Raw genomic sequence first — 26,076 nt, 5'->3', positions numbered from 1 at the left:
AATGGTAGCGTGCAAACAACGAACATTTTTTGAGTGATTTATATGCGTTTGGTATTAACATTAATGGTGGTGTTGCTTAGCTTTTCAAGTGTAGCTAAGCCACTTTCGTATTATTTTGAACAAGATGTAAAATTTGACCCTTCAATTCCTACTCCTGAGCAAGTACTCGGTTACGAAGTAGGAGAGTGGCACGTGAGACACGATCAGCTCGTACGTTATATGGAAATACTTGCTGATAAAAGCGACCGTATAAATTTTGAGGTGATTGGCCGCACGCATGAACAACGCCCGTTAGTAATGCTAACAATTACTGCTGCTGATAAGTTATCAAGCATAGAGCAGACACGCCAAGCTCACTTAGCACGCTTAAGTAATAACAGTAGTAAAGCACAAGACGACCCTGCCGTTGTATGGATGGGTTATAGCGTTCATGGTAATGAGTCATCAGGTAGTAACTCATCTTTGCTGGTGGCATATTACTTAGCTGCTGCACAAGGTACTGAAATAGATGAGCTATTAAATAAGACGGTTATTTTACTCGACCCTTCACTTAATCCTGACGGGCTTGCTCGTTTTGCTAATTGGGCAAACAGTAACCGAGGCATGAACTTATCAAGTGACCCTAAAACCCGTGAACATGTTGAAAACTGGCCAAGTAGTCGTACCAATCACTACTGGTTTGATTTAAATCGCGATTGGCTACTGCTACAGCATCCTGAATCGCGCGCGCGTATTGCTAAATTTCATCAGTGGAAACCAAATGTCTTAACCGATTTTCATGAAATGGGGCCTAATAGCAGTTACTTTTTTCAACCAGGTATTCCAAGCCGTAAACACCCAATAACACCTGATGAAAATGTAACGTTGACTAAAGCGATTGCTAACTATCACGCAAAAACGTTAGATGAAAACAACGCACTTTATTTTACTGAAGAAAGCTTTGATGATTTCTATTACGGTAAAGGTTCAACCTATCCCGATGTAAATGGCGGCATAGGCATTTTATTTGAGCAAGCAAGTTCTCGCGGACATATTCAAGACACCATAAATGGACCTTTGAGCTTTCCTTTCACTATTAAAAATCAACTGTTAACGAGTTTATCTACCTTTAAGGCAGCAGTTGATAACCGTCAAGCATTACTTGATTACCAGGCTAACTTTTACAATCAAGCTACTGATTTAGCCAGCGATGAAAGCTTTGAAGGTTATGTTGTTGAAGGTGCAAGCGACAACACCCGTATTATGCACTTTTTAGAATTGTTAAAGCAGCACCAAATTAACGCTTACCCACTTACTAAATCATTAAAAGCAGATGGTAAGAATTTCAGTACACATAGCTATTTTGTACCATTAGCACAACCACAATATCGTTTAGTAAAAGCGATTTTTAGTGAGCAAAAAAACTTTGCCGATAATACTTTTTACGATGTATCTGGCTGGACATTAGCGCATGCGTTTAATTTGCCATTTTCTAAAGTTAAAAGTAGTTGGGGATTAAAGGTTGCTGATAAAGCATGGGAAAAAGTAGCAACCCCATCATTTTCTTCACTCACCGAAGGTTACGCATTTGGTTTTTCGTGGGATGATTATTTAGCACCTAAAATGTTAAATAGCTTATTACAGCAAGGTATAAAAGCACGTGTAGCGCTAAAAGCATTAACGGCTAAATCAACATCAGGAGAAATTAATTTTAAACCTGGAAGTATTATTATACCGGCTGGACTACAAACAAATACAGATTGGATTACCTTGCTAAATAAAGCACAAAATGAGTTTGGTATTGCAATCAAACCTATTACATCAGGTTTAACAAGCAAAGGAGCCGATTTAGGGTCGCGATCAATGGCGGTTGTTAGTGCTCCAAAAGTACTGCTTATTGGCGGGCAAGGCGCAAGCCAGTACGAAGTCGGCGAAGTGTGGTATTACCTAGATCGCTTTGTAGGTGTTGCACCAACAATTGTTGAAATGAACCGCTTTAGTTCACTCGAGTTAAGTGACTACAGCCATATTGTGCTTGCTCATGGCAATTACAATAGCTTATCTGATGCCGACAAAGTGGCTATTAAAAGCTGGGTAAGAAAAGGCGGCGTTATTTGGGGTCATAAAGGCGGCGCTAAATTTTTAGCTGATCAGCAATTACTCAAAGCAAGCTATCTATCACGACAAGATGTAGCAAGTGCATTTAAAACGACAGGTTTAAGTTATGGCGATAAAGATCATTTAGCAGGACGTCAACGCATTGCAGGTGCTATTTTTAATACTAATGTAGATTTAACTCATCCGCTTACATTTTCACTAAAGCGTAATACATTGCCCGTATTCAAAAACAGTACTTGGTTGCTAGAAGCTTCCGATGCACCGTTTGTAAATGTACTTACCTACACTAAAAATCCATTATTGGCAGGCTTTACCGATGCCATTAATGTTGAGCAAGTTGCTGGCGGCGCTGGCTTAATTGCTCACTCATACGGACGAGGTACAGTAATAGGCATGACCGATGACCCTGTATTTAGAGGTTACTGGTATGGGACTAGTCGACTACTAAGCAACGCTTTATTTTTTGGCCATACGTTTCGTACAAATGGCGAATAATACCAATTCGCTTAAATTAAGTGATCTATTTTGAGGATGGAAAAACGTGTTGATAGCTAAGCAAAAAATTCGCTATTTAGTTGTTCTCGGCAATTGCTCCTGCATTGCTCTACCTTCTGCATCCATGCAGTCGTAAATGAGAATTTTTTAACTCAGGTAGCGACACGTTTAGCCCCGTAAAATGATTAAGTATTATTGCGGATTGGTATAATACTTTTTAATAATTAAATAGGCGTTAAGCAAGTTGTAAAAGCCCACACTTGTTTAGCGCCTGCTTGTTTTAGTGCACTAGTAGCTGCGTTTAATGTTGCCCCTGTCGTCATCACATCATCAACAATAGCGACTGTTTTACCGCCCATATCCTGTGTACAAATAAAGGCATTTTTTAAGTTTTTAATACGCTTTGCTTTAGATAGCTCCGACTGGGCTTGTGTTTTTTTATCGCGAATAAGTACGTTACTCACTGATGCGTAATTAGCTAAACATGGTTGCCAAACTTGGCTTACCTGATTAAACCCGCGAGTAATGAATCGGCTTTTATGAAGAGGTAAAATAATAAAGGTATCTGGCAAAGTAGGGCTTTGCTCAAAAAACTGCGTTAATTGTTTTTGTATAACTTGCTGCAATGCCTTTTTATAATGAATTTGATTATTAAATTTTAGCCTTTTAAGCCAATGTTCAAAGGGAGGTTGATAAAAAGCACAGGCAAATAATTTATCAAACTCGCAATTAGGAAACATCTCAACAATATCGGGTCGATGCAGTAAATTCTTATGCTTACTAAAATCAAACAATGGTAAATCTTCAAGGCAATAATCACAAAGCCCTAAAGAGGTCGTAATCGTATTTTGACATTGCACGCAATAAGAGGGAAATAACCAATTTAAAATGGCTTGCTTCACTGACTCGCTCCTTGCATTGCAATCGCCTTTTTAAACGTTATGATGAGCCTAAGTTTGGTAAAGGTTAGGCAAATATGCAAAATGAGTTAGTGTTATTACATGGTTGGGGAATGAATCAGGGCGTATGGCAGTTAGTACAGCCAGAACTTGAGTTTTTATATTCAGGAAGTGTACGTAGCCTTGACCTACCTGGGTTTGGTAATAGCCATGTTTGCCCAAGCCCTTATACTTTGCATGATGCAGCAGAAACTTTAAGTAAGCAATTAAAGCCGAAGAGCATTTTAATGGGGTGGTCGTTAGGTGGATTGTTTGCACTTTATATTGCTAAGCATTGGCCTGAAAAAGTATCAAAAGTTATTTTAATTGCATCGACTCCTTTCTTTGCTGAGGCAGATAATTGGCCCGGAATAAAAGCGAATGTATTGGCGCAGTTTAAAGAGCAGTTAGTTAATCATCGAGAAAAAACAATAGAGCGCTTCTTAGCTATTCAAGCGATGGGTAGCGAGTCGGCGCGTGATGATATAAAGCTGCTTAAACAATTACTAAATCAGTACAGCGCACCACAAAGCGACGCCCTGAGTGCTGGTTTAGATATTTTACAAAACGACGATTTACGTGATTTATTTGCTCATTGCCCAGTACCTATCAAAGGAGTATTTGGCCGACTTGATGCCTTAGTGCCTTATAAAGCAATTAGTGAAATGTCAGTACTAAATACTGAGTTTGAATACGAGGTGCTAGATAAAGCGTCGCACGCGCCATTTATTTCTCATAAAAGTGAGTTTTTATCTGTCGTTAAATCAATGCTTTAAAATAGAGCTAAGAATAGCGCTGTTTAAAGCTTTATTTTGAGCAGAACCTGAGCGATAATTAAACAATGTTTATTTGGTGGAGGTTTTAATATGCCAATCGGATCTGTATTTAATAGTGGTGTAGAAGGGTTTAATCGAGCTAGCCAAGGTATTGAAAAAGCCAGTGCTGAGATTAACCGTGCCAGTATAGAACAGCAAGATGACGCGCAATTAGCGCAGCAACGTCAGCTTACAGCAGCACGCCCTGAAGAAGCTATTACTGCACCTGTAGCACAGCCTGCTCGTGTTGATGAAGCACTTGTTAACTTAAAAGTTGAAGAGTTTAATGCCAAGGCAAATACGCAATCAATTCAAACGGCCGATGATGTACTTGGCACGTTAATCGATATTAAAGTTTAGTATTATGAATATTGTCACGCCATTTCCTTCTATCAATATAAACACTGCAAATGTTTATACGGAAACTGCACGGCGTGACAACCAACTACGCGAAGTTATTCCTGCTCCCGCATCTAGTAGCGCAAGCAATACAGAAACCAAAGCGCAAAGTGATTCTGAAAAAGCAAAATTACCAGGCAGTAGCGATGGTGCGACGTATAACGCAACGGGGAAAATAGCAGACGAAAAGTCAGTTCAGCAGCGCGATGGAAACTCAGAAAACCCTGAGGGCTCTGAGGAAGAAAGTGAAGAAATTGAGAAAAAAGAATCTGAGCAAGAAGAGCTGCAATTAGAACAAGAACAACAACAAATTACAGAGCTAAAAGCACGAGATACTGAAGTACGAATACACGAGCAAGCGCACGCTTCTGTAGGTGGGCAACATGCTGGCTCGCCAAGCTATGAGTATCAACGTGGCCCAGATGGTACTAACTACGCAGTTGGCGGAGAAGTACAAATAGATGTGTCAGAAATTCCGGGTGACCCGCAAGCGACTATAGACAAAATGCAAACGGTACGAGCTGCCGCATTAGCGCCTGCAGAGCCTTCGGGAGCTGATCGCTCTATTGCTGCAGATGCTACGCAAAAGCTAGCAGCGGCTCAAGCTGAGCTTGCACAACCTGAAAAAGAAGACGACGAAGACGCAAAAAGTAAGCTTGAAGCTTCATTCTCTAGCGATGAAAGCAGCGATACAAAAACAGCTAAAAGTGATGAGCAAACACGTGATGCCGATGTTGAGGCACGGGCGGGGCGTATTGCTAACTTTTATCAAATGGCTACATCGCCAGCGAGCCAAAGTAGTTTTTCAGCGTTAAGTTAATAATTTAGCAAAACATAACCACAAAAAAACCGCTTACGCGGTTTTTTTCGTTTTAGCTTAGCTGTACAAGTATTATTTTTTCACTTTAGCATTAGCGAACGCATCGGCAAATGCATTACCCATTAACGCATTACCGTTGTCACGTTTAGGCTTTGCAGCGCGAGGTTGCGAATTATTAGCACGTGCTTGTGGTTTTTGCGTAGCTGGCGCTGCTGACTTATTACTTGTGTCAATGTCGTCATCTAAGCGCATAGTAAAGCTTATACGTTTACGTGCAGCGTCTACTTCAACAACTTTAACCTTTACAATATCACCAGCTTTAACAACTTCACGCGGATCTGATATAAATTTATTCGTGATTGCTGAAATATGCACTAAACCATCTTGGTGAACACCTACATCAACAAACGCACCAAAATTAGCAACGTTTGAAACCACGCCTTCTAAAATCATACCTGGTTTTAGGTCACTAATTTTTTCAACACCGGCTTTAAACTCAGCTGTTTTAAATTCAGGGCGAGGATCTCGGCCTGGTTTATCAAGCTCAGTAATAATGTCGGTAACGGTTGGTAAGCCAAATTTTTCGTCAGTGTAATCGTTTGCAGCAAGTTTAGTTAAAAAGTCGCTGTTACCAATTAGGTTACTGACATCTACGCTATTGCGTTCACAAATACGTTTAACAACAGGATAAGCTTCAGGGTGAACTGATGAGTTATCTAGAGGATCGCTACCATTGTTAATACGTAAAAAACCAGCCGCTTGTTCAAATGCTTTTGGCCCTAAACGCTCAACCTTTTTAAGCTCACTACGTTTAGTAAATGTGCCGTTAGCATCGCGATAATTAACGATATTTTGCGCTAATGTTTTGTTTAAACCAGATACGCGTGTAAGTAGCGGTACCGATGCCATGTTTAAATCTACGCCTACTGAGTTTACACAGTCTTCAACTACTGAAATAAGGCTTTGGCCTAATTGGCTTTGCGATACATCGTGTTGGTATTGGCCAACACCAATTGATTTTGGCTCAATTTTAACAAGTTCAGCAAGAGGATCTTGAAGGCGGCGCGCAATAGAGACAGCCCCTCGTATAGAAACATCTAAATCTGGGAATTCATTAGCTGCAAATTCAGAAGCTGAGTAAACCGATGCACCCGCTTCGCTAACCATAATTTTACTAAGCTTAAGTTCGCTGTTTGCTTTCATAAGCTCAGCAACCAACTTATCTGATTCGCGTGATGCAGTACCGTTACCAATCGCAATTAGCTCAACTTTATGCTGACGACAAAGTTGCTCTAACGTACGCACTGATTTATCCCAATGATTTTGTGGTGCATGAGGGAAAATAGTTTGTGTAGCTAGTAATTTACCTGTGCTATCAACAACGGCAATCTTACAGCCAGTACGAAGGCCTGGATCAAGACCTAAAGTAGTACGGGGGCCTGCAGGTGCTGCCATTAATAAATCTTTTAAGTTTTTAGCAAATACGTCGATTGCACCAGCTTCTGCTTTTTCGCGCATTGCTGCAAAAAATTCATTCTCTAGGTGTAATCCTAACTTAATTTTCCACGCCCATTGCACAACGTTTAATAACCAAGGACTTGCCGCTTTATATTTAATATCTAAACGGTAATGGTCAGCAATCATGTTGGCACATAGTTGCGCTGAATTTTCAGCGCTAGGCTCTGGATTAACATTTAACTGAAGTACACCTTCATTTCGGGCTCTAAGCATAGCAAGCGCACGGTGAGAAGGTACTTTTTTGAGAAGTTCTTGATGCTCGAAGTAGTCACGGTATTTTGCACCCGCTTGCTCTTGGCCTTTAATTACAGTGCTTTCAATTGCGCCGTTTTGGCTTATGTGGCTTCTAAATTTAGCAAGCAATTTTGCGTCTTCAGCAAAGCGCTCCATCAAGATAAATTTAGCGCCTTCGAGTACCGCTTTTGTATCTGCGAAACCTTTTTCAGCACTTACAAATTGATCTGCTTGTTGCTCTGGGTCAAGGTTAGCATCTTTAAATAGTGCATCTGCAAGTGGCTCTAAACCTGCTTCAATTGCTATTTGGCCTTTAGTACGGCGCTTAGCTTTATAAGGTAGGTATAAATCTTCAAGTTCAGTTTTACTTTGTGCATTAGTTATATCGGCACTTAGCTCTGGCGTTAATTTATTTTGCGATTCGATGGTCGATAAAATAAAACTACGGCGCTCTTCTAGTTCACGTAAATACGATAAACGCTGCTCTAAAAGGCGTAATTGGGTGTCGTCTAGGCCGCCGGTAACTTCTTTTCTGTAGCGGGCAATAAAAGGAACAGTTGCGCCTTCATCAAGTAATTTTGTAGCTGCAACAACCTGTTGCTGCTGTGCGTTTAACTCACCGGCTAAACGTGCAGAGATATCGCTCATGCAAAAACCTTTTTATACAATAAAATAAGACCAGAAGCGTGTTACTGGCGCCGTTAATTGCTAGAATAATATCACAGGAGGTAGTAATAAAAAGCTCTTAAAGCAAGCTATTTCACTTGCTTTAAGATGGTTGTGAGGGGAGTAAATCAATTCAACTAAAAGAGCGCCCTAGTGAGGATGCTCAATGTTTTCTAATACTTCACTGAAAGAGTGAGCAATAGGGCTAATATGTAGTGGAATATGTAATGTTTTAGCTATTTGGCGAGCTGAAATTAAACCACAAATTTCGCTACTTGCTGTTGTTACTAATAAAAACATTACACCTTGATGCTCCATTGTTTGCAGCGCATCACCAATACATGCATAGCTTAAACTTTGCATGCTTACACCTGTAAGTCGGCTAATTGGCGTCATAATATCGCGCAAGCTTACTTCACTTCGTGGGGTATTTAAACGCTCTGCAATAATAGTAATTTTAGAGCTTTGTAAATCGGCGCTAGAAACAAGACCAATCAATTTTTGGTTCTCGTCGGTTACTAAAACAAAATCAGATTGTTGTGCACTAACTTGTTTAAGTGCATCTGTAATCGTTGTTGTATGCTCTGCACGAATGGGCGTTTTTTGAGTAAAGTTATTTACCATTTTTAGCGCTGGAGATGATAAATCAATCAATGGTTGGTCATCTGCAAATGTGCTTGCAATAACGCCGTGAGAAACATTTTGAGTACGTAATTCTTTAAAGTTAGACATAGTAGTCACCTTAGTAGTTATAAAATTTAATTAAGTTGTAAAATAATGAATTAAATTAAATAGCTAGGTGGTCCGCGTTGGTACGCAGTGCTAAAAGGTCTGTTTAGGTTGGTGCTCTTATAAAAAGAATCTACGACATTAGGAAGTGGTTGAGGCGACCTAAAGGTAATAGTATTAACGTGAGAGTCTACGTCAAAATCGAGGTTTGCTTGGTCAGGAATGTCACAAGCAATAAAGTGATTAGATAGTTTAGCGTTATCAAGGTTTACTTCAGTGTTACTGGCATGCAGCGTCAAACTTACACTCATTAAAAGTGCAAACAATACGGCATTATTTAATATGCGCTGTACTATGTTTGACATAACCACGACCTTAATTAACTGCTTTCAAATTAAACAAATCAACTTGAATAATTCAGTTATAGCTTATTGGTTTAATTTACACAATCAAAAGTTAACATGATCTGAATCAAAACTTTTTATTTCTTTTTTTGGTAATCGATACTGTTTACATACCACTGTTTTTTACCCTGAGGAGTAGGTACCTCAAAATCGTCATCTACTTGTTTTTTAATCAGCGCCCGCGCCATAGGTGAGTCTATCGATATGTAATCTTTTCGGTCGTAAATTTCATCAGGTCCGACAATTCTGAATTTTTTAGTTTCACCTTCTTCGTTTTCAATTTCGACCCATGCACCAAAAAACACTTTTCCATCTTGAACGGGAGAGTAGTCGATGATTTTTAAATCAGGTATGCGTTTGCGTAAATAGCGTACACGACGGTCAATTTGGCGTAGCAAACGCTTGTTATATTGATAGTCTGCGTTCTCAGAGCGATCTCCGAGGCTGGCTGCCCAGCTTACTATTTTTGTTACTTCTGGGCGTTTAACGTTCCATAGTTGGTCGTGTTCTTGTTGTAATTGTAAGTAACCTTCGCGGGTAACTAAATTTGTTTTCATGGTGAATTCTTTATTAGCTCTAATGGTGTGCACGTTATTAAATTTGCCAAAACTTGTCGAGCGTAAAATGTAATAAAGTACGAGTAAGTAAGCTTTGAAATGTTCAGTAACAATCTAAGCAAGTAATTAGTTTTTGATTATTAAGTTTTTCATTTATATTAACTAGTAATTGGATATAAAAATAAGAAAGAGATTATGGGACACGAAACCACAAAAGTATTAGTTGTTGATGACGATATGCGCTTACGCAGTTTGCTTGAACGTTATTTAGTAGAGCAAGGCTTTATTGTTAGAACCGCAGGAAACTCGGAGCAAATGGATAGACTCCTAGAGCGAGAAAACTTTCACTTAATGGTTCTCGATTTAATGCTCCCAGGCGAGGATGGCTTATCTATTTGTCGCCGTCTACGCCAAAAAGAAAATGAAATTCCTATTGTTATGCTTACTGCAAAGGGCGACGAAGTAGATCGCATTATTGGCCTTGAACTTGGCGCTGACGATTACATTCCAAAACCATTTAATCCACGAGAGCTACTTGCTCGCATAAAAGCCATTTTACGTCGCCGAGCAAAAGAAGTGCCAGGCGCACCTGCTGCTGAAGAAAACTTAATCGCTTTTGGTAAATTTACGCTTAATTTGGCAACGCGCGAAATGAGTGAAGGGGATAAAACAATATCGCTTACCAGTGGTGAGTTTGCAGTGCTTAAAGCGCTTGTTTCGCATCCACGTGAGCCACTTAGCCGCGATAAGCTAATGAACTTAGCGCGTGGCCGCGATTACAGTGCGCTTGAGCGAAGCATTGATGTGCAAGTGTCGAGACTTCGCCGCATGATTGAAGTAGATGCTGCCAATCCGCGATATATTCAAACCGTTTGGGGTTTGGGGTATGTGTTTGTTCCCGACGGTGAAAAGTAATATTTATGGGCATGTTTCCGCGCAGTGCTTTTGGACAAACTGTTTTTTTAGTGGCGGCTCTGCTGCTCATAAATCAAATAGTGTCTTATGTTACGGTTAGTTTTTATGTTGTAAAACCAACCATTGAGCAAGTTAACTTGATGCTTGCTAAGCAAATTAAAACAGTATTTATTGACTGGGAAGATGGCGTTGAAATAAACGACGAAGTATCTGCAAAGTTTTTTGAAATTACCGGCATTGAAGTCATGACGCAGCGCGAAGCAATGCGCCAAGGGCTTGGGCAAAGCCGCGAATATTCTATGCTATCGCGTAGCATGACTGAGCAACTTGGTGGTTATTCTCGTGTACGTATTAGCCAAACTGATCCGTTGATTTATTGGGTTGAAGCACCGCAAGCGCCAGGTTATTGGGTAAAAGTACCGCTTAAAGGCTTTAAAGAGAACAACTTAGAGTTTTTAACTTTTTACTTATCAAGTATTGGCTTTTTAAGTGTGCTGGGTGGGTGGTTGTTTGCAAGGCACCTTAATAGACCATTAAAAGCACTGCAACAGGCTGCAGTGAAAGTGGGTAAAGGCGACTTTTCTACCAAGTTAGAAGAACAAGGCTCAACAGAAGTAATAGAAGTAACGCGCGCGTTTAACCAAATGTCGCGCGGAATTGCTGCACTTGAAAACGACCGCCGTCTACTAATGGCCGGTGTATCTCATGATTTACGTACGCCGCTTACGCGTATTCGTTTAGCCACCGAAATGATGGTTGATGAAGACGACTATCTCCGTGAAGGTATTATTTACGATATAGAAGACATGAACGGGATTATTGATCAGTTCATTGAGTATCTACGCCACCATAAACGTGAAGAACTAAGCTGCGAAGATATCAATGCTTTAGTTGCCGAGGTTGTCAATTCTGAGCTTCAGCATCAACGTACTATTACGTTTAAAAGTAATCCAAATATAGGCAATATACCGTTAAGCTCTGTAGCTATTAAACGTGTAATTACCAACATGATTGGTAATGCGCTGCGTTATTCTGAGGGCGATATTGAAGTACTTAGCTACTTTAATTCAAACAAAAAGTATGTAGTTATCGCTGTAAACGATAATGGCCCCGGCATTCCTGAAAACGAACTAGAGTCTGTGTTTGAGCCCTTTAAACAAGGCGATGCAGCTCGCGGAAGTGAAGGCAGTGGTTTAGGCCTTGCTATTATTAAACGCATTGTTGATATGCACGACGGTAAAGTAAAGCTAGAAAACCGCCCAGAAGGCGGTTTAAGTGCACAAGTATACTTGCCAATAAAGGTATCAACCCCTGCATAGTAAATGCAGGGGGCCCATTATATTAAAGTGCTTTAAAACGAATAGCTGTACCGCCACTAGTGGCTAATTTAAGCGTTAGTTTATCGCTTGCAGTTACAACACGTTTTTCGATAGCTAGATCGTACGGATTGTTTTTCCACTCTGCGCTTTTACCATCTTTATAAATTTGTGCTTCAAACTTTTTGCCTTGCTCTAAAAAGTCGAGTTTCACCTCAATTGTTCTGGCTTTTTCGTCAGTAACAGCACCTAGGTACCAATCGTTTCCTGAGTATTTAGTGCTTTTACGTTCTTTACGAGCGAATACAATAAAGTCGCCTACTTCACCATCAATAGCAATACTTTGCTGCCAATCTGTTGGTACGTCTTGAATGAATTGAAACGCATCGGGCTTAGCCAAGTAGTTTTTAGGTAAGTCGGCAGCCATTTGAATGGGGCTATACAAAACAACATAAAGTGCGAGTTGTTTGGCGAGTGTGGTTTGTGGGCGGTTTGTATCGCCTCCTAAACCATTAAAGCTCATATCAAAAATACCTGGCGTAAAGTCCATTGGTCCTGCAAGCATGCGGGTAAAAGCAAGCATTGGTACATGCTCTGGTGGATTAGGAGGTGAACCCCATGCATTGTATTCTTGTCCGCGTGCGCCTTCGCGCGCAATCCAGTTTGGATAAGTACGGCGCAGGCCTGTATCTTTAATTGGCTCGTGAGTATTAATGCTAATTTTATGTTTAGCTGCAAGTTTTACGTTATAAAGGTATTCGTTAACCATAAACTGGCCGTCATGCCATTCGTGGCGAGCAATACCGTTTTTGTCTATACGTTTTATATTTCCGCCATCGGCTACATAACCTGTTTTTACTTGGCTTACGTTTGATTTTTCGTAAAGGGCAAAAGCATCTTCCATTTGGTCACGGTAGTTGCTTACATTGCCTGATGTTTCATGGTGGCCAATGAGCTGTACGCCTTTTTCTTTGCCGTATTGAGCAAGCGCTGCTATATCAAAGTCGTCGTACGGTTTGGTAAAGTTAAATACATCGCCATTAAAATACCAATCGCCATCCCAACCAATATTCCAGCCTTCAACGAGTACGCCATCAAAACCATACTGCGCTGCAAAATCCATATAGTATTTTGTGGTTTGCGTAGTGGCGCCGTGTTTTTTACCGCTACCCCAAGTTTGCGTGTTTATATGCATACCCCACCAAATACCCACGTATTTGCCAGGCTTAACCCACGACACGTCGCCGAGTTTATTAGGCTCGTTTAGGTTTAGTATTATATCTGAATTAACTAAGCCAACAGCGCTGTCGGCTATTTGAATGGTGCGCCATGGCGTTTTAAAAGCACCTTGTTTTTTAACGGCAACACCATCTGACCACGGCGTTAAATCGGCAGTGAACTTACCAGAGCGGCGTTGATTAAGTACCATGCCTGCGTAATCAACAAGTGCGGCTTCATGAATACTAATATGAGTACCGTCACTTGTTTTAAACGTAAATGGTGTGTGAGCTAGTGGAGCTTCGTTAAGTGGAGTAGTGTTGTAAACATATTCGTAGCGGTTCCAGCCACGAGCAGGTATCCACCATGCTGTTGCATCATGGCTATTGTTTATTGCAAATTCAGTTAACTCTTTGGTTATTTCTGTATGTTCGAACCCGGCTTGTTGTGGTACTTCGTATCTAAAACCTACACCACTATCAAATGCTTTAAATCGAATGGTGTAGGTACCTTTATTTGGCTCATTTTTTGTAAAGGTAACGGCTACTTCGTTATATTCGTCAACAACGTTTTGGCGTTCGCCCCAAGGTTGTTGCCACTGCGAGTTAACGCTTTGTTGTTCAATGCTTTTAATTTTAAAGCCGTCGCTAAAAGCTGCTTGTGTTTTAAATTCAAACCCCAGTAAAGATTTGTTTATAACCGCTTTGTTTTTAAATTTTATTGCGTAGCTTGGCGTGTTGTTTTCGTCAGAGATGCTTACTGTTATTTGTGTGTCTGGCGATTTTAGCTCTACGGTTTGTCCGTAGCTATTACTAGCAAAGGCTAAAAGCACAAGTGCAGGAATTCTCATGGTGTGTCCTTAGATGAGTCGGTGGTGACATTTAAGGATAATGACTGTTGATGATTAATACGACTGCCTACATACGTATTCAATGTTTTAAAAAATAGAAAGAATTTGCTGGCTTAATCGGTCTATAATGTAAACAAATTGATAATAGCGACAAGAAAATGATAAAAAGCTTACTTTGTGTATTTTTATTAAGTGTTAGTACTGGAGTTTTTGCAGCAAATATTACAATTAAAAATGCTAATAATGACCCGTTACCTAATGCTGTTGTATGGCTAACTGCAGGAGGCCCCTCTAGCGTTATTCCTCCAGAAGCACCTTATGCGATGACCCAGCAAAATCGAGAGTTTAAGCCGCGTATTTTAGTTGTCCCACAAAATGCAAAGGTAGAGTTTCCGAATGCGGACTCAATCATGCATCATGTTTATTCATTTTCTAAAGCTAAAACGTTTGAATTAAAACTATATAAGGAGCATCCAAAAGCGCCTATTACTTTTGAACAAACGGGTGTTGTTGAGCTTGGCTGTAATATTCATGATTGGATGTTAGGCTATATTGTGGTGGTCGATAGTACTATTTTTGCAATCACTGATGAAAATGGACATGTAGATTTAAATGCCAATGCAGGCGAATACACGTTAAGTGTTTGGCATTCTGGGTTTAGCGATATTAGTAAGATTGAATCTCAAACTATTACTGTGGCTACCAACCCTATCACTTATAACGTAAAGCAGGAAATAGCGGAGCAAATTGATTTTGCTACGGATGAATTTGATGATTATTAATAGGCTAATGAGACTGGCACTTGTAGCCAGTGCTTTATGTTTTAGTAATGTGTTGTATGCACAAGTAAAAGGTTTAATACAAATTAGAGCCGTGCAAGGTGATAATACGCTTAGTTTTCAAGAGGGCGGTATCGGACTATATCGGCACGATACTAAAAGTGATGAGCTTATTCTATCGCAAGGTATTTTAGATTTTAATGTTGATTTAGCATCTAGCTGGTCGGCTCACGGCGTGTTAAATGCGAATCAAGATCCTGACGTTGGCCTTGGTTTTACGCAAGCTTTTGTAAAGTATCAGCCACTATCTAACAGTAACTATAAATGGCACGTGCGCGTAGGGGGATTTTATCCGCTTATGTCGCTTGAAAACCCTGACATAGGCTGGACTTCTCCTTATAACTATACAAATTCAGCTATTAATAGCTGGATAGGTGAGGAAGTGCGTACCGTTGGTGCTGAAGTAACTATTAAGCGACCAGCAAAACGTTTTAACAGCAGACATAGCTTTAGCTTTGTCGGTGCGACATTTAAAGGCAATGACCCCGCAGGTACTTTACTCGCATGGCGTGGCTTTGCATTACACGATAGACAAACAACGTTTAACGAAAGCGTGCAATTTGCGCCTGTAGCGGCATTAAACGAATACGAATTACGCTGGCAAGCTAATCAGGTTTTACCGTTTGAGGAAGTAGACGGGCGCTTTGGTTATTACGCCGGTATACATTGGGATTACTTAAAGCAGTCTCAATTTAGAATCTACTATTATGATAATAATGGCGATCCAAATACTGTTAATTATAGTTCTGGGCAATATGCTTGGAATACTCGATTTACGAGCGCCGCTTGGCTTTATAAATTTAACAGCAAGACACGTTTTATTGCTCAGGCACTCAATGGCAAAACTGAAATGGGCAGTAACGCATTAATTGATAATGCTTTTTATAGTCATTATTTAATGCTAAGCCATAAAGAAGGCAAACATCGAGTTTCAGTACGTTACGATTATTTTAAAGTTACTGACAACGACACAACCGCGTTTGACCCTAATGCAAGTAATGGGGAAGGCTTAACCGCAACATGGCGCTACCAGCTCACTAATAAACTACAAATAGGGGTTGAAGGTTCTGCACTTAAAAGTGCTGCAAAAAATAGAGAGCCAATTGGATTTAATGAACGAATCTCGCAGCAGCAAATAATGCTAAATGCGCAATGGCGTTTTTAAAAGTATAAAAAAGGGAGCATTTAAATGCTCCCTTTTTAGTTTAATAAAATTGGTATAGATTATACCAACCTGCATAAATCTTTGATCAATTTAACGAATTAAATTGCACTATAAAGTCGTTAAAAATTTTTTATTTAGAACAACTAGATACAAAAATTTTTGCCTAGTTCTAGCGTAATTTTCTTAACGTTAAATAGACCCTATATATAAGCAGATTGGTATTATTTTTTATCGAATGCGCGTTTCATGTAGTTAGGTGTAGCGAGTGCACCATGATGAATACCGCTGTTGTAGTATTCACTTTGCTGTGCAATATTTGCAGCAGCGTCTTCTCTAAAACCGTCAAATGCTTGTGATTTACGCGCAAGTGTTACTGACCATAAACCGCTTGGGTAAATTGGTTGTGGGAATGGCAGTGTTTGTAAATCCTTAAAGCCTACGCTTAGCATTGCTTCGCGCATTTCAACTAATAATGGCATGTGCATAAGTGGCGATTCACTTTGTTGTACTAAAATACCACCTGGGCGCAGTGCATCTAAACAGCTTGTGTAAAACGCATGATTAAATAAACCCTCACCTGGACCTACCGGATCTGTGCCATCAACAATCACTACGTCGATAGATTCGCCAGCGGCTTCGCGCATGTATTTAATACCGTCGTCAAACATAACAGTTGCACGGGCGTCGTTATTAGATTCACAAAGCTCTGGGAAGTATTTTAACGACATTTGCGTTACTACTTCGTCGATATCTATTTGCGTTACAGTTTCTACGCCTGGGTGTTTTAATACTTCGCGTAAAGTACCGCAGTCGCCGCCGCCAATAATAACGACGTTTTTAGGGTTTGGATGCGCTAAAAGTGCAGGGTGGCTGATCATCTCATGATAAAAGAAGTTTTCGCGGGTTGTTACCATAGTACACCCGTCGATGATCATTAAATTACCAAAGTCTGTGGTTTCAAACATTTCTACCTTTTGAAAAGGAGACTGTTTTTCATCTAACTTTTTATTAATACGTAATGAAAATGCGCTGCCATCGCGGTCGCTAATTTCAGTAAACCACTTACTTTGATCTAAATTTGCCATAGTTACTATTACACTTTTTAGGTTGAGTATGAAAAAGGGGCAATTCTGCCAGTGCTTGGCGTTTTGCTCAATGACATTTTAACTGATTTGACGAATAAAGTTAGTTAGGAGTGAGTGAAAGTTCAATTTTTGTTAGCCTAGTGGATAGTGACGTATTAAAATGCGCCTTTATACCTAATTGACTAAAGAAGAGTTGCCATGACCTGGGGTTTAGAAACAGCACGCGCCACTTATAACGTTGCTCATTGGAGTGATGGTTATTTTGATATTAACGCACAAGGCGAACTGGTGGCTTACCCAGATGGCGACCAAACAAAACCGGCCATTTCTTTAACGCAATTAACTGAGCAGTTTAAGCAACAAGGTTTAACGTTGCCGGTTTTAGTACGCTTTACTGATATTTTAAAAAATCGTGTAGACACCCTTACTAACGCGTTTACGCAAGCGCGAGCAAATCGTGAATATAACGGTAAATACACCTGTGTTTATCCAATTAAAGTAAATCAGCAACGTTCTGTAGTAAGTAAGCTATTAGCGCATCCAAGCGGGCTTGTTGGCCTAGAAGCAGGCTCAAAGCCAGAACTTATGGCTATTTTGGGTGTAGCAAAAGAGCCAATCACAATAGTGTGTAACGGCTATAAAGACAGTGAGTTTTTACGCCTAGCGTGTATTGGTCAAGCAATGGGCCACAGCGTAAAAATTGTGGTAGAGAAGCTTTCAGAACTGACCACATTACTTGAAGAAATAGACAACCTAGGCATTGAACCGGCTATTGGTATTCGCATTCGCCTAAACTCAGTAGGCAAAGGCAAGTGGCAAAACACGGGCGGCGAAAAAGGCAAGTTTGGTTTAACAGCAGGCCAAGTGCTAAGCGCTGTTGAAGTGCTTAAAAAGCATAACAAATTGCACTTAATGCAAATGGTGCATTTTCATATTGGTTCTCAAATTGCCAATATTCGTGATATTCACCGTGCTTTACGTGAATGTGCACGCCACTTTGCTGAGCTTACACAATTAAACGTACCGTTAAATACCGTTGATGTGGGCGGCGGCTTAGGTGTTGATTACGAGGGCTCTGGCTCGCGTAGTGCATGTTCAATGAATTACACCGTAGAAGAGTATGCGCGTAACGTAGTGAATGCATTTGCTGAGGTGTGCGATCAGCATAACCTTACGCATCCGGCCATTATCACCGAGTCGGGGCGTGCTTTAACTGCTCACCATGCGGTATTAATTACCGATGTAATTGACGTAGAAAAAGCGCCTAATCATTTAAATCCAGAGCCACCGCTTGAAAATAGCGCATTAGTGCTTGATGAAATGTGGCAGTGTTTACAGCGTTTAAACCCGCGTATGGCATTAGAGATTTATCACGACGCTATGCACTTATTTAGCGAAGCGCACGATCAGTACGTGCATGGCTTAGTAAGCATGCTAGAGTGGGCGAAAATAGAGCAGCTTTACTTTACTATTTTACATCGTGTACGTGCATCGCTTAGTAATAACGCGCGCGCGCACCGTGAAGTACTCGACGATTTAAACGAAAAGCTTGCTGATAAACTCTTTGTTAACTTTTCATTATTTCAGTCGTTGCCTGATGTATGGGGTATTCAGCAGTTGTTTCCTGTTATGCCAATCGAAAACTTAACTCAGCCACTTACTCAGCGCGCGATTATTCAAGATATTACCTGCGATTCTGACGGGCAAATCCGCGAATACGTTGAAGGCGCTGGTATCGAAACCAGCCTACCAATTCCAGAATATAAGCATGGTGAGCAATACCACATTGCTATGTTTATGGTGGGTGCATATCAAGAAATTTTAGGCGATTTACATAACCTATTTGGTGACACTGATTCAGTGCATGTAGAGCTTAACGACGATGGCTACGTGTTAACCAATGCCATAAAAGGTGATAGCGTTAAGGATGTATTAAAGTTTGTTGACTATGATAGCGCCATTTTAGCTGACAACTTTGCGTACCAAGTTAATAAACTTGATGTATCGACGCAGTGTAAAGAAGGTTATTTAGCTGAGCTTAATGCAGGCCTTGAAGGCTATACCTATTTTGAAGATTAATTTGTAAGCAACTGAAAGCGCAGTATTAGTGGCTGCGCAATGTTTAAAGGAATGGAAGTAATGTCAGTTATTCGCAGTGTATTTAGTATTATTTTTTACACAATAAACACACTTTTTTGGTTTGTGCCTATTTTTGTTTGTGGGCTTATAAAGCTTATCCCTATTAAGCCTCTACAAAAGCTTATGAGCTGGGCAGCTAAGCAATTTGCAACTATTTGGGTTACCTTTAATAGCTTAAATCAAGCGTTATTTACGCCAACTAAACTTAATGTAACTGGCCTTGAAGACCTTAAACTAAAAGATTGGTACCTAGTAATTGCAAATCACCAAAGCTGGGTCGATATTTTAGTATTACAGCGCGTGTTTAATCGTAAAATTCCATTTTTAAACTTCTTTTTGAAAAAAGAGCTTATTTACGTGCCTATTTTAGGTTTGTGTTGGTGGGCGCTTGATTTTCCGTTTATGACTCGCACGAGTAAAAGCCAATTAAAAAAGAATCCAAAGCTGCGTGGCAAAGATTTAGAAACCACACGTAAAGCCTGCGAAAAATTTAAAGAGATGCCAGTAAGTGTGGTTAACTTTGTAGAAGGCACTCGTTTTACTACGCAAAAGCATGAGCGCCAGAATAGCCCGTTCCCACATTTATTAAAACCAAAAGCGGGCGGTATTGCTTTTGTAATGCAAGCAATGGGCGAGCAAATTACTAAAGTGGTTAACGTCACCATTCATTACCCAGATGGTATTCCTACTTTTATGGATTTTGCTGGTGGTAAGGTAAAAAATATCAACGTACACGTGGAAGTAAGGCCGGTAAGCGAAGAGCTTATTGGTGACTACACAGGTGATTCTGAATTTAGAGTTCGCTTTCAAAGCGAGTTAAACCGCTTATGGGAAAACAAAGAGCAAACACTGCAATCGCTCGAAAAAACCCATAAGTAAAAGGTAAAAATATGAGCTTACAGTTATGCTAAAAAAGTGGTTACCAAATTGGCTTAACGGCTTAATTGTAGGCTGCGTATTGTTTTCTAACATGATACTTTTTGGCTCGCTAGTATTTGTACTGGGCCTTATTAAGTTATTACTGCCTTTGCCTGTGGTTAACTCTATATTACACAGCGCTTACCGAGGTTGGTGTAACGGCAACCGTTTAGGGCTTTGGTTAGGTTGCCCTAACATTGTGGTTGATATAAGTGGCGACTTAAACTCAAAAAGTTGGTATTTACTTATTTGTAACCACGCGAGTTGGTTAGATATAACTGTACTTAGCTCATTACATGCATTGCCTGCCCCTAAGTTCTTTTTAAAAGACGGGTTAAAATACATGCCTTTTATTGGCACTGGTGCGTGGGCTATGGGTATGCCGTTTATGAAACGGGTAAGCAAAGCGCAATTAGCTAAAAATCCAAAGTTGAAAGGGTTGGATGTAGAGCGCACGAAGCGTAGTTGTCGTAATTTTCGTCATCATCCTACTACCATCATTAATTTTGTTGAAGGTACACGCTATACGCCAGCCAAACATAAACTGCAACAAAGTCCTTTTAAGTATTTATTAAAGCCTAAAGCTGGCGGCATTGCTTTTGCGCTTGAAGTATTAGCCGATCAATTTGATGCCATGCTTAATACAAGTTTAGTATATAGCGGTAAGACAGATCACGTTTGTCGTAACTTGCTAAAAGGTGAGCTAGATTCTATTTATGTTTCAATAGACGTAACGCCCATTAATGACAATATGCAGGGCAGCTATCAAAGCGATGACGTATTTAAAGTTAATTTTCAACATTATGTGAATGAGCTATGGGTTGCTAAAGATCAGCAGCTTGCCGACATTTATGCTCAACAAGATTTACCTGAACCACAAATCAGTAAGGAAATTGAAACACTATGACCAACACCCATCTTCAGGAATTAATTGCTCCTTGGTTTGAAAAAGTACCCGACGCGGATTTTCTTAGCTCAATTACCGCAGTCTCAATAGGGATATTTTCTTTATTAATTGTTTACTTATTTACTCGTAGATTAATGTTACCTGGCATTCAAAAAATAGTGACGAGGCTTTCTCCTGAGCGAATTGGTGCGCTTTCTCCTATGCTTAATAAGCTAAATAAGCGTATTGCCGGAATGCTGTGCTGCGTATTGTTTTTAGCTACGTTTGATAGCGTATACCCAGTTAATGAAATTGCAGGAGAAATACTAAAAACGATAGGACAAGCTTTGCTTATTATTTATGCTGGTTTTATTTTTAGCAGTATTGTGAGCATTGCGGGTACTATTTATAACCAGTTAGAGTTTGCCCGCGAGGTCCCTATTCAGGGCTTAATTCAGGTTGTTAAGCTAATAACCTTTATTGTGTGTGCAATTTTAATTGTGAGCATTTTTCTTGAGAAGTCACCTACTTATATTCTCTCTGGCTTTGGTGCTATTGCTGCCGTTACGTTATTAGTATTTAAAGACACTATTTTAGGCTTTGTAGCCAGTATTCAAATAGCAGCAAATCGCCTAGTAACCTATGGTGATTGGATTCAAGTAGAAAATTACGGCGCCGATGGCGAAGTAATTGATTTGGGTTTAAATACTGTAAAGGTACGTAATTGGGATAACACCATAACAACTATTCCAACTTATATGCTAGTTGCGGGTTCGTTTAAAAACTGGCGCGGCATGCAAGAGTCGGGCGGTAGACGTATTAAACGCTCACTCAATATTGATATGCACAGCATTTGTTTAGTGGGTGATGAGTTTAGAAAACAAATTGATGCGGCTATTCCGTTGCACGACTATATTCGAGTGACGACATTACCCGCTCAGGTTTCTAATTTAGGGCTGTTTCGCCGTTATGCGGAAGGCTATTTAAAACAGCACAGTAAAATTAATACGTCGCTTACGTTAATGGTACGAGAGCTACAACCACTAAACCATGGTTTACCTATTGAGTTTTATTGCTTTAGTGAAGATAAACGCTGGATTTCGTACGAGCACTTACAGGCCGAGATAATGGACCATTTGCTTGCGGTGTTACCGGTGTTTGGTCTTAGGGCATATCAAAGTGTAAGCGGGCAATTAAGCCCACCGAGTGAGCAACAAACAGATAAGCCAACATTTAGAGTGATGGCAAATAGTGTTGCAAAAGACCCACAGCAATAAATAAAGCTAAGAGCCACCAAATAGGTGGCTTTTTAAATCGCAGCCATGCAAATGCAATTATTACTAACGCAACTTGCCAAAGATTATGCACCGCTGATGTCCAAATTGGCGAATACAGTGCAGCCGCTAAAAAACCAACTACCGCAGCATTAAGCGCCGCTATTGAGCTTTCAAAGCGTGGCTTACTTGCCAAGTTAATCCAGCTCTTTTGAAACGCGAGTATAAGTAAAAAACCAGGCATAAATATAAGTAGTGTAGCTATAAGAGCACCCACTAAAGGTTGCTCTGTAGTAAGTTGTGCGCCTAAGTAAGTAGCAATAGTAAACATAGGTCCTGGCACCGCTTGTGCACTCGCGTAAGCACTTAAAAACTGATCATCACTCAATGCAGGTACGCCTGCTTGAAGTACCGGTAGTACTACGTGTCCGCCGCCAAACACCATTGCACCTGCTTGGTAAAAAGGGGCAAACAAAGCAAACTCATGGCCTAGTGGAATAAAGCTCACACCAAGTAAGAGCGCAAATAATCCCAGTGCAATCCAATTAATATTACTTTTTGTACTGCCAACATTTTCTGTGGCTGTACCCAGTTTTAATAAAGGCCATATAGCACCTACTGTTGCAGCGGTTATTAAAATAGCGATTTGAGTACCCATCATTGGAAATAACACCAAAGCAAGTGTACTCATTACCGCAAGTAACTTAAGCGCAGCACTTGTACAAAAGCTTTTAGCCATACTAAGTGTTGCATCAGCAACTATAACAACGGCAAATAACTTTAAGCCTGCAATAATGGCAAAGTAAACAGCGTCAAACTGATGAGCACTCACCGCAAGTAGCACCATTATTAAAAACGAAGGCAGAGTAAAACCTACAAAAGCAGCTATACCACCCAGTACTCCAGCACGCTCAACACCAATAGCAAAACTAACTTGGCTAGAGCCTGGCCCAGGCAGTGCTTGGCTTAAACTAATAAGTTGTGCGTAACGCGTGTTAGTTAACCAATTTAACGAGTCTACAAAGTGGCGTTTAAAATAACCTAAATGCGCAGCAGGGCCGCCAAAGCTCATACACCCTAGTAAAAAAAACTGTCTAAAAATAGCAATTAACATTGCGCCAATATCCTTTGTAAAATTCATTAAATTGTCACAAGGGAGTATGACATTTTTATTAAAATGGCACATTAGTTAGCGTATATAACTTAAAGTGCACTGCTTTAAATTAAATAAGCCTATTTTTATTTGTCAGGCGTTGCTAAAAGTGCTCTTTATGCATACACCTCTAATTCAGAGATCAAATAACGAATGCTTATACATTAAACCGCATTTACCTCAGTAAACTTTAAGCCTTTCAGGTTATGCTGTTTCACCAAGTCATATAGACCGCCCTTTTGATCTGTACAAAAGGTGAAAATACCGGCTCCCTTAACTTTGAATAATCCACCCTGTTGTATAGCACCTTTACTTAGGACTAACTTTTTAAAGCGCCTTACCCTGTTAACACGGCCATTTTTTAAATTTAACTCTGTATGCACTTCATTAATAGCTACATGCTGACCTAAGATATTTAATGCAAACCAACTCTCACCATTTAAGTTTAATGGTAAAAATTCACAACAATCCTTTAACGTAAGCTCAAATACTTTTTGTAAAGTAATAGGTATAGCGAGCGACATAGCCCCCCATCCAGCTATATCTGGTTTGTTAGTCGGGGTTTCACCTTCAACTACCAACCAATCAACATCTACAGGACGCCAATTATCATTTTTTGGCGTATCGTCGAAAGTAAAAATATCGTTGTTTGTTAACTGCATAGATTGCTCAAACATCGTTTCTTGTAAAAGTAGGTATTCACCTGCATTAACGCTAACAGCGTAAATTTTATCAAAATTTTCCATTAAATTACCTTGGTATCATGTTTGAAATTTTGTCATGTATTGGGAAGTCACCACTTTGTAGTTCATCACCAATACTCTAAGCAGTTCAATATGTAGAAGCTCAAAAACAAAAGGAATTAACATTGCGCTAGGCAATGACTACTTAGCGTCACAAGGTTTAGTGTCATTGAGAGATATTTGGATCGGTATTCATTACGGGAAATGAACCGCCCATTGCAGTTCTCGCTAATAAAAACGCATGATGAGTGGTGTGGGGGCTGGAGGTTAGAGACCTCCAGCTACCCGATTATGTTTTGTTTGTGTCAGCTTTCTTTGTAGTCTTTTCTTTTGGTACTTCGGGGAAGTTAACTCTTCCTACACTGCTTAATATAGCTTTCCTACATTTTGTAGCGAACCTTAAGTCTTTGTTATCTGAAAGATACTTTGCCACCACAAACAAATCAGGTGTAAATACTAAAGCTGTAGAATTTGTCTTAGACGCGGTATGACATTTAGTAGTAAAAGGGTCATTTCGTTCACTTAGTTTTTGAAGCCTGTAGGCATTACCAAATAAAACAGGTTTAGCGGGAGATTCGACTTCTTTCCTTTCTAGATCTTCATGAATATTAAGTGCTAACTGCCTAAGCTTATCTATATTAAGCGGTTTATTATCCTTTCCTTCAGCTTCACCAATAAGGCGACCTTCGTTAGACTCAAAGACAGCATCAAATTCAGATTCTCCATTTTCAAACTGTGAAACAGAGAACCCTAGTTGTTTCAATGCGTCTAAAATTGAAAATTCTAAAGGTTTACCCTTTTCAAATAATAGGTTTCTTAATCTCCCACAGTCTTTCAATTTGTTGATAATAGATTCTTTCTTAAGTTGAATTTTTTCTAGCTCTGACTCGATCTTAAGTAATTCTATATCTAATTTCTCTTCTGATTTAAGCTTATAATCTGATGATTTACACCATTCAGGTTCGGCAGTAACTTCACCTGTGTTTTTTATAGCTTTATCTATAGTTACAATTGATTTGGTTAGTCTTGAAGCAAATTGTACCGATTCATTGGTCCAATCCCCTTCATCATCAAGAAATTCATCAGGATAAAAATCCATATAAGGTAAAAGTATAAGAGCTCCATTTGAGTTTTTAGACCTTAAAATAGAACCTACAGTTTTATCACCATTCTTTGTTAGTAAACACGGGGGTACTTTATCTCCAATAGTTACTTTATAACTAGATTCACCCGAAAACTCTTTCCAATATGACGCAATTAGTTCTGAATTTTTTGGAGCAAGTTTAATTTCTTGCCCTTGAGTTTTAACTACATTTAATTCGGCGGGGATTATTTTATAATTATCATAAGATTCTACATGCCTTGTTGTTTGTCGATTTCGTCCTGTCCCTGAAAATGATTTTTCACCAGTAGCTATGAATACTTGTGTTAGTTCGGAAAGAAAAACAACCACGGTTTTTCCACAGTCTACAGATTCGACAATCTCTCTTCTCCAATGCTGAATCCTGTCTTTCAATTGAAACGACATATGGTCATTTAAAGACGGTTTTCCTTCAAACATATCATTGTGTGAAACAAATTCATCAATATCTGGTTTGAATAAAATGATGTCAAAATCTAACAATGAGGAATCGCTATTGAATTCGCAATAATTGACATTATCGTTGTTCAATTCAAAGCCAACCGTAACAATATTTTTTTGTGCCATTTATCGATATACCCTCAAAAAAACATAACAATTTATAGTGGTCTCGTCGCGCATATTTCTGCCGATGAAACGCTTATTTTTCTACTTTATATAGTTTTAACAAATTACCTAAGATATTACTATCACTAAGTTTTCTATTCTCTTTGGGTAAAACTAAATGAAGTAATATGCACGCCTCGTTCATTTTTGTGAATA

At 39.7% G+C, this 26,076-nt stretch carries 22 protein-coding genes; 12 read left to right on the top strand and 10 right to left on the bottom strand.

Going from position 1 to position 26,076, the window contains the following annotated elements; genetic code table 11:
* Positions 1 to 42: 42 nt before the first annotated feature.
* Entirely contained in the window at positions 43 to 2,592 is a 2,550-nt protein-coding gene (locus tag I6F43_RS17160) for a M14 family zinc carboxypeptidase (protein WP_197103299.1), read from the top strand.
* Between the two features lie 224 nt (positions 2,593 to 2,816).
* Here I6F43_RS17160 and I6F43_RS17155 read toward each other — a convergent pair whose 3' ends face one another.
* Entirely contained in the window at positions 2,817 to 3,494 is a 678-nt protein-coding gene (locus I6F43_RS17155) for a ComF family protein (RefSeq protein WP_197103298.1), read from the bottom strand.
* A gap of 74 nt (positions 3,495 to 3,568) precedes the next feature.
* On the opposite strand from I6F43_RS17155, the gene bioH reads away from it, so the two are divergent.
* From bioH to I6F43_RS17140, 3 genes are all read left to right on the top strand, one after another.
* A complete protein-coding gene (bioH, locus tag I6F43_RS17150; protein ID WP_024594288.1) occupies positions 3,569 to 4,306 on the top strand; it encodes a pimeloyl-ACP methyl ester esterase BioH in 738 nt (245 codons plus the stop codon).
* A gap of 90 nt (positions 4,307 to 4,396) precedes the next feature.
* Entirely contained in the window at positions 4,397 to 4,705 is a 309-nt protein-coding gene (locus tag I6F43_RS17145; protein WP_007584971.1) for a hypothetical protein, read from the top strand.
* A gap of 4 nt (positions 4,706 to 4,709) precedes the next feature.
* Positions 4,710 to 5,564 carry a putative metalloprotease CJM1_0395 family protein gene (locus I6F43_RS17140; RefSeq protein ID WP_197103297.1) on the top strand — a complete coding sequence of 285 codons (855 nt, stop codon included), beginning with the start codon at positions 4,710 to 4,712 and terminating at the stop codon, positions 5,562 to 5,564.
* A 72-nt stretch (positions 5,565 to 5,636) separates the two neighbouring features.
* On the opposite strand, the gene I6F43_RS17135 is transcribed toward I6F43_RS17140, so the two are convergent.
* The 4 genes from I6F43_RS17135 to greB all read right to left on the bottom strand — a co-directional run bounded on the left by I6F43_RS17135 (position 5,637) and on the right by greB (position 9,672).
* Positions 5,637 to 7,964, bottom strand: a complete 2,328-nt coding sequence (locus I6F43_RS17135) for a Tex family protein (protein ID WP_121955225.1) — start codon at positions 7,962 to 7,964, stop codon at positions 5,637 to 5,639.
* A 168-nt stretch (positions 7,965 to 8,132) separates the two neighbouring features.
* Complete coding sequence (locus I6F43_RS17130) at positions 8,133 to 8,714, bottom strand: CBS domain-containing protein (RefSeq protein ID WP_024594284.1); 582 nt, start codon at positions 8,712 to 8,714, stop codon at positions 8,133 to 8,135.
* A gap of 50 nt (positions 8,715 to 8,764) precedes the next feature.
* On the bottom strand, positions 8,765 to 9,076 hold the full coding sequence (locus I6F43_RS17125; RefSeq protein ID WP_007584977.1) for a hypothetical protein: 312 nt from the start codon (positions 9,074 to 9,076) through the stop codon (positions 8,765 to 8,767).
* A gap of 116 nt (positions 9,077 to 9,192) precedes the next feature.
* Positions 9,193 to 9,672 carry a transcription elongation factor GreB gene (gene greB / locus I6F43_RS17120; RefSeq protein WP_007584978.1) on the bottom strand — a complete coding sequence of 160 codons (480 nt, stop codon included), beginning with the start codon at positions 9,670 to 9,672 and terminating at the stop codon, positions 9,193 to 9,195.
* A 195-nt stretch (positions 9,673 to 9,867) separates the two neighbouring features.
* On the opposite strand from greB, the gene ompR reads away from it, so the two are divergent.
* Together ompR and envZ are read left to right on the top strand one after the other, a co-directional pair.
* Entirely contained in the window at positions 9,868 to 10,587 is a 720-nt protein-coding gene (gene ompR, locus I6F43_RS17115; RefSeq protein WP_002959552.1) for an osmolarity response regulator transcription factor OmpR, read from the top strand.
* 5 nt (positions 10,588 to 10,592) lie between these two features.
* Positions 10,593 to 11,906, top strand: coding sequence for a two-component system sensor histidine kinase EnvZ (gene envZ, locus I6F43_RS17110; RefSeq protein ID WP_007584979.1), 1,314 nt, complete (start codon positions 10,593 to 10,595; stop codon positions 11,904 to 11,906).
* Positions 11,907 to 11,928: 22 nt separating this feature from the next.
* Here envZ and I6F43_RS17105 read toward each other — a convergent pair whose 3' ends face one another.
* Positions 11,929 to 13,971 carry a glycoside hydrolase family 97 protein gene (locus tag I6F43_RS17105; protein WP_197103296.1) on the bottom strand — a complete coding sequence of 681 codons (2,043 nt, stop codon included), beginning with the start codon at positions 13,969 to 13,971 and terminating at the stop codon, positions 11,929 to 11,931.
* Between the two features lie 158 nt (positions 13,972 to 14,129).
* On the opposite strand from I6F43_RS17105, the gene I6F43_RS17100 reads away from it, so the two are divergent.
* Positions 14,130 to 14,753, top strand: a complete 624-nt coding sequence (locus I6F43_RS17100) for a methylamine utilization protein (protein ID WP_197103295.1) — start codon at positions 14,130 to 14,132, stop codon at positions 14,751 to 14,753.
* Entirely contained in the window at positions 14,743 to 15,975 is a 1,233-nt protein-coding gene (locus tag I6F43_RS17095; RefSeq protein ID WP_197103294.1) for a hypothetical protein, read from the top strand. Before I6F43_RS17100 ends, I6F43_RS17095 begins: the two co-directional genes overlap by 11 nt.
* A gap of 221 nt (positions 15,976 to 16,196) precedes the next feature.
* Here the strand turns inward: I6F43_RS17095 and speE are convergent, their stop codons facing one another.
* Positions 16,197 to 17,060 (bottom strand): polyamine aminopropyltransferase, encoded by an 864-nt coding sequence (speE, locus tag I6F43_RS17090; protein WP_197103293.1) that lies wholly within the window; start codon positions 17,058 to 17,060, stop codon positions 16,197 to 16,199.
* Positions 17,061 to 17,258: 198 nt separating this feature from the next.
* On the opposite strand from speE, the gene speA reads away from it, so the two are divergent.
* Genes speA through I6F43_RS17070 form a run of 4 tightly spaced genes read left to right on the top strand, consistent with a single transcriptional unit; the run spans position 17,259 to position 22,280 of the window.
* Positions 17,259 to 19,139 carry a biosynthetic arginine decarboxylase gene (gene speA / locus I6F43_RS17085; protein WP_007584591.1) on the top strand — a complete coding sequence of 627 codons (1,881 nt, stop codon included), beginning with the start codon at positions 17,259 to 17,261 and terminating at the stop codon, positions 19,137 to 19,139.
* Between the two features lie 60 nt (positions 19,140 to 19,199).
* Positions 19,200 to 20,078 carry an acyltransferase gene (locus tag I6F43_RS17080; RefSeq protein ID WP_197103318.1) on the top strand — a complete coding sequence of 293 codons (879 nt, stop codon included), beginning with the start codon at positions 19,200 to 19,202 and terminating at the stop codon, positions 20,076 to 20,078.
* A gap of 25 nt (positions 20,079 to 20,103) precedes the next feature.
* Positions 20,104 to 21,024, top strand: a complete 921-nt coding sequence (locus I6F43_RS17075) for an acetyltransferase (protein WP_197103292.1) — start codon at positions 20,104 to 20,106, stop codon at positions 21,022 to 21,024.
* The gene (locus I6F43_RS17070; RefSeq protein WP_024608077.1) at positions 21,021 to 22,280 is read left to right on the top strand and encodes a mechanosensitive ion channel family protein; all 1,260 of its coding nucleotides are present in this window, start codon (positions 21,021 to 21,023) and stop codon (positions 22,278 to 22,280) included. The genes I6F43_RS17075 and I6F43_RS17070 overlap by 4 nt, the downstream gene beginning before the upstream one ends.
* Here the strand turns inward: I6F43_RS17070 and chrA are convergent.
* The 3 genes from chrA to I6F43_RS17055 all read right to left on the bottom strand — a co-directional run bounded on the left by chrA (position 22,237) and on the right by I6F43_RS17055 (position 25,881).
* Entirely contained in the window at positions 22,237 to 23,391 is a 1,155-nt protein-coding gene (gene chrA, locus I6F43_RS17065; RefSeq protein WP_197103316.1) for a chromate efflux transporter, read from the bottom strand. The genes I6F43_RS17070 and chrA overlap by 44 nt on opposite strands.
* Before the next feature lie 203 nt (positions 23,392 to 23,594).
* Positions 23,595 to 24,176 carry a hypothetical protein gene (locus tag I6F43_RS17060; protein WP_197103290.1) on the bottom strand — a complete coding sequence of 194 codons (582 nt, stop codon included), beginning with the start codon at positions 24,174 to 24,176 and terminating at the stop codon, positions 23,595 to 23,597.
* 286 nt (positions 24,177 to 24,462) lie between these two features.
* Positions 24,463 to 25,881, bottom strand: coding sequence for a hypothetical protein (locus I6F43_RS17055; protein WP_197103288.1), 1,419 nt, complete (start codon positions 25,879 to 25,881; stop codon positions 24,463 to 24,465).
* Positions 25,882 to 26,076 lie beyond the last annotated feature (195 nt).

Source organism: Pseudoalteromonas sp. NZS71_1, from assembly GCF_015864305.1.
Lineage (GTDB): Bacteria > Pseudomonadota > Gammaproteobacteria > Enterobacterales > Alteromonadaceae > Pseudoalteromonas > Pseudoalteromonas arctica.
The sequence above is the reverse complement of the archived record's forward strand: the minus strand, read 5'-3'. Positions and strand labels throughout refer to the sequence as shown.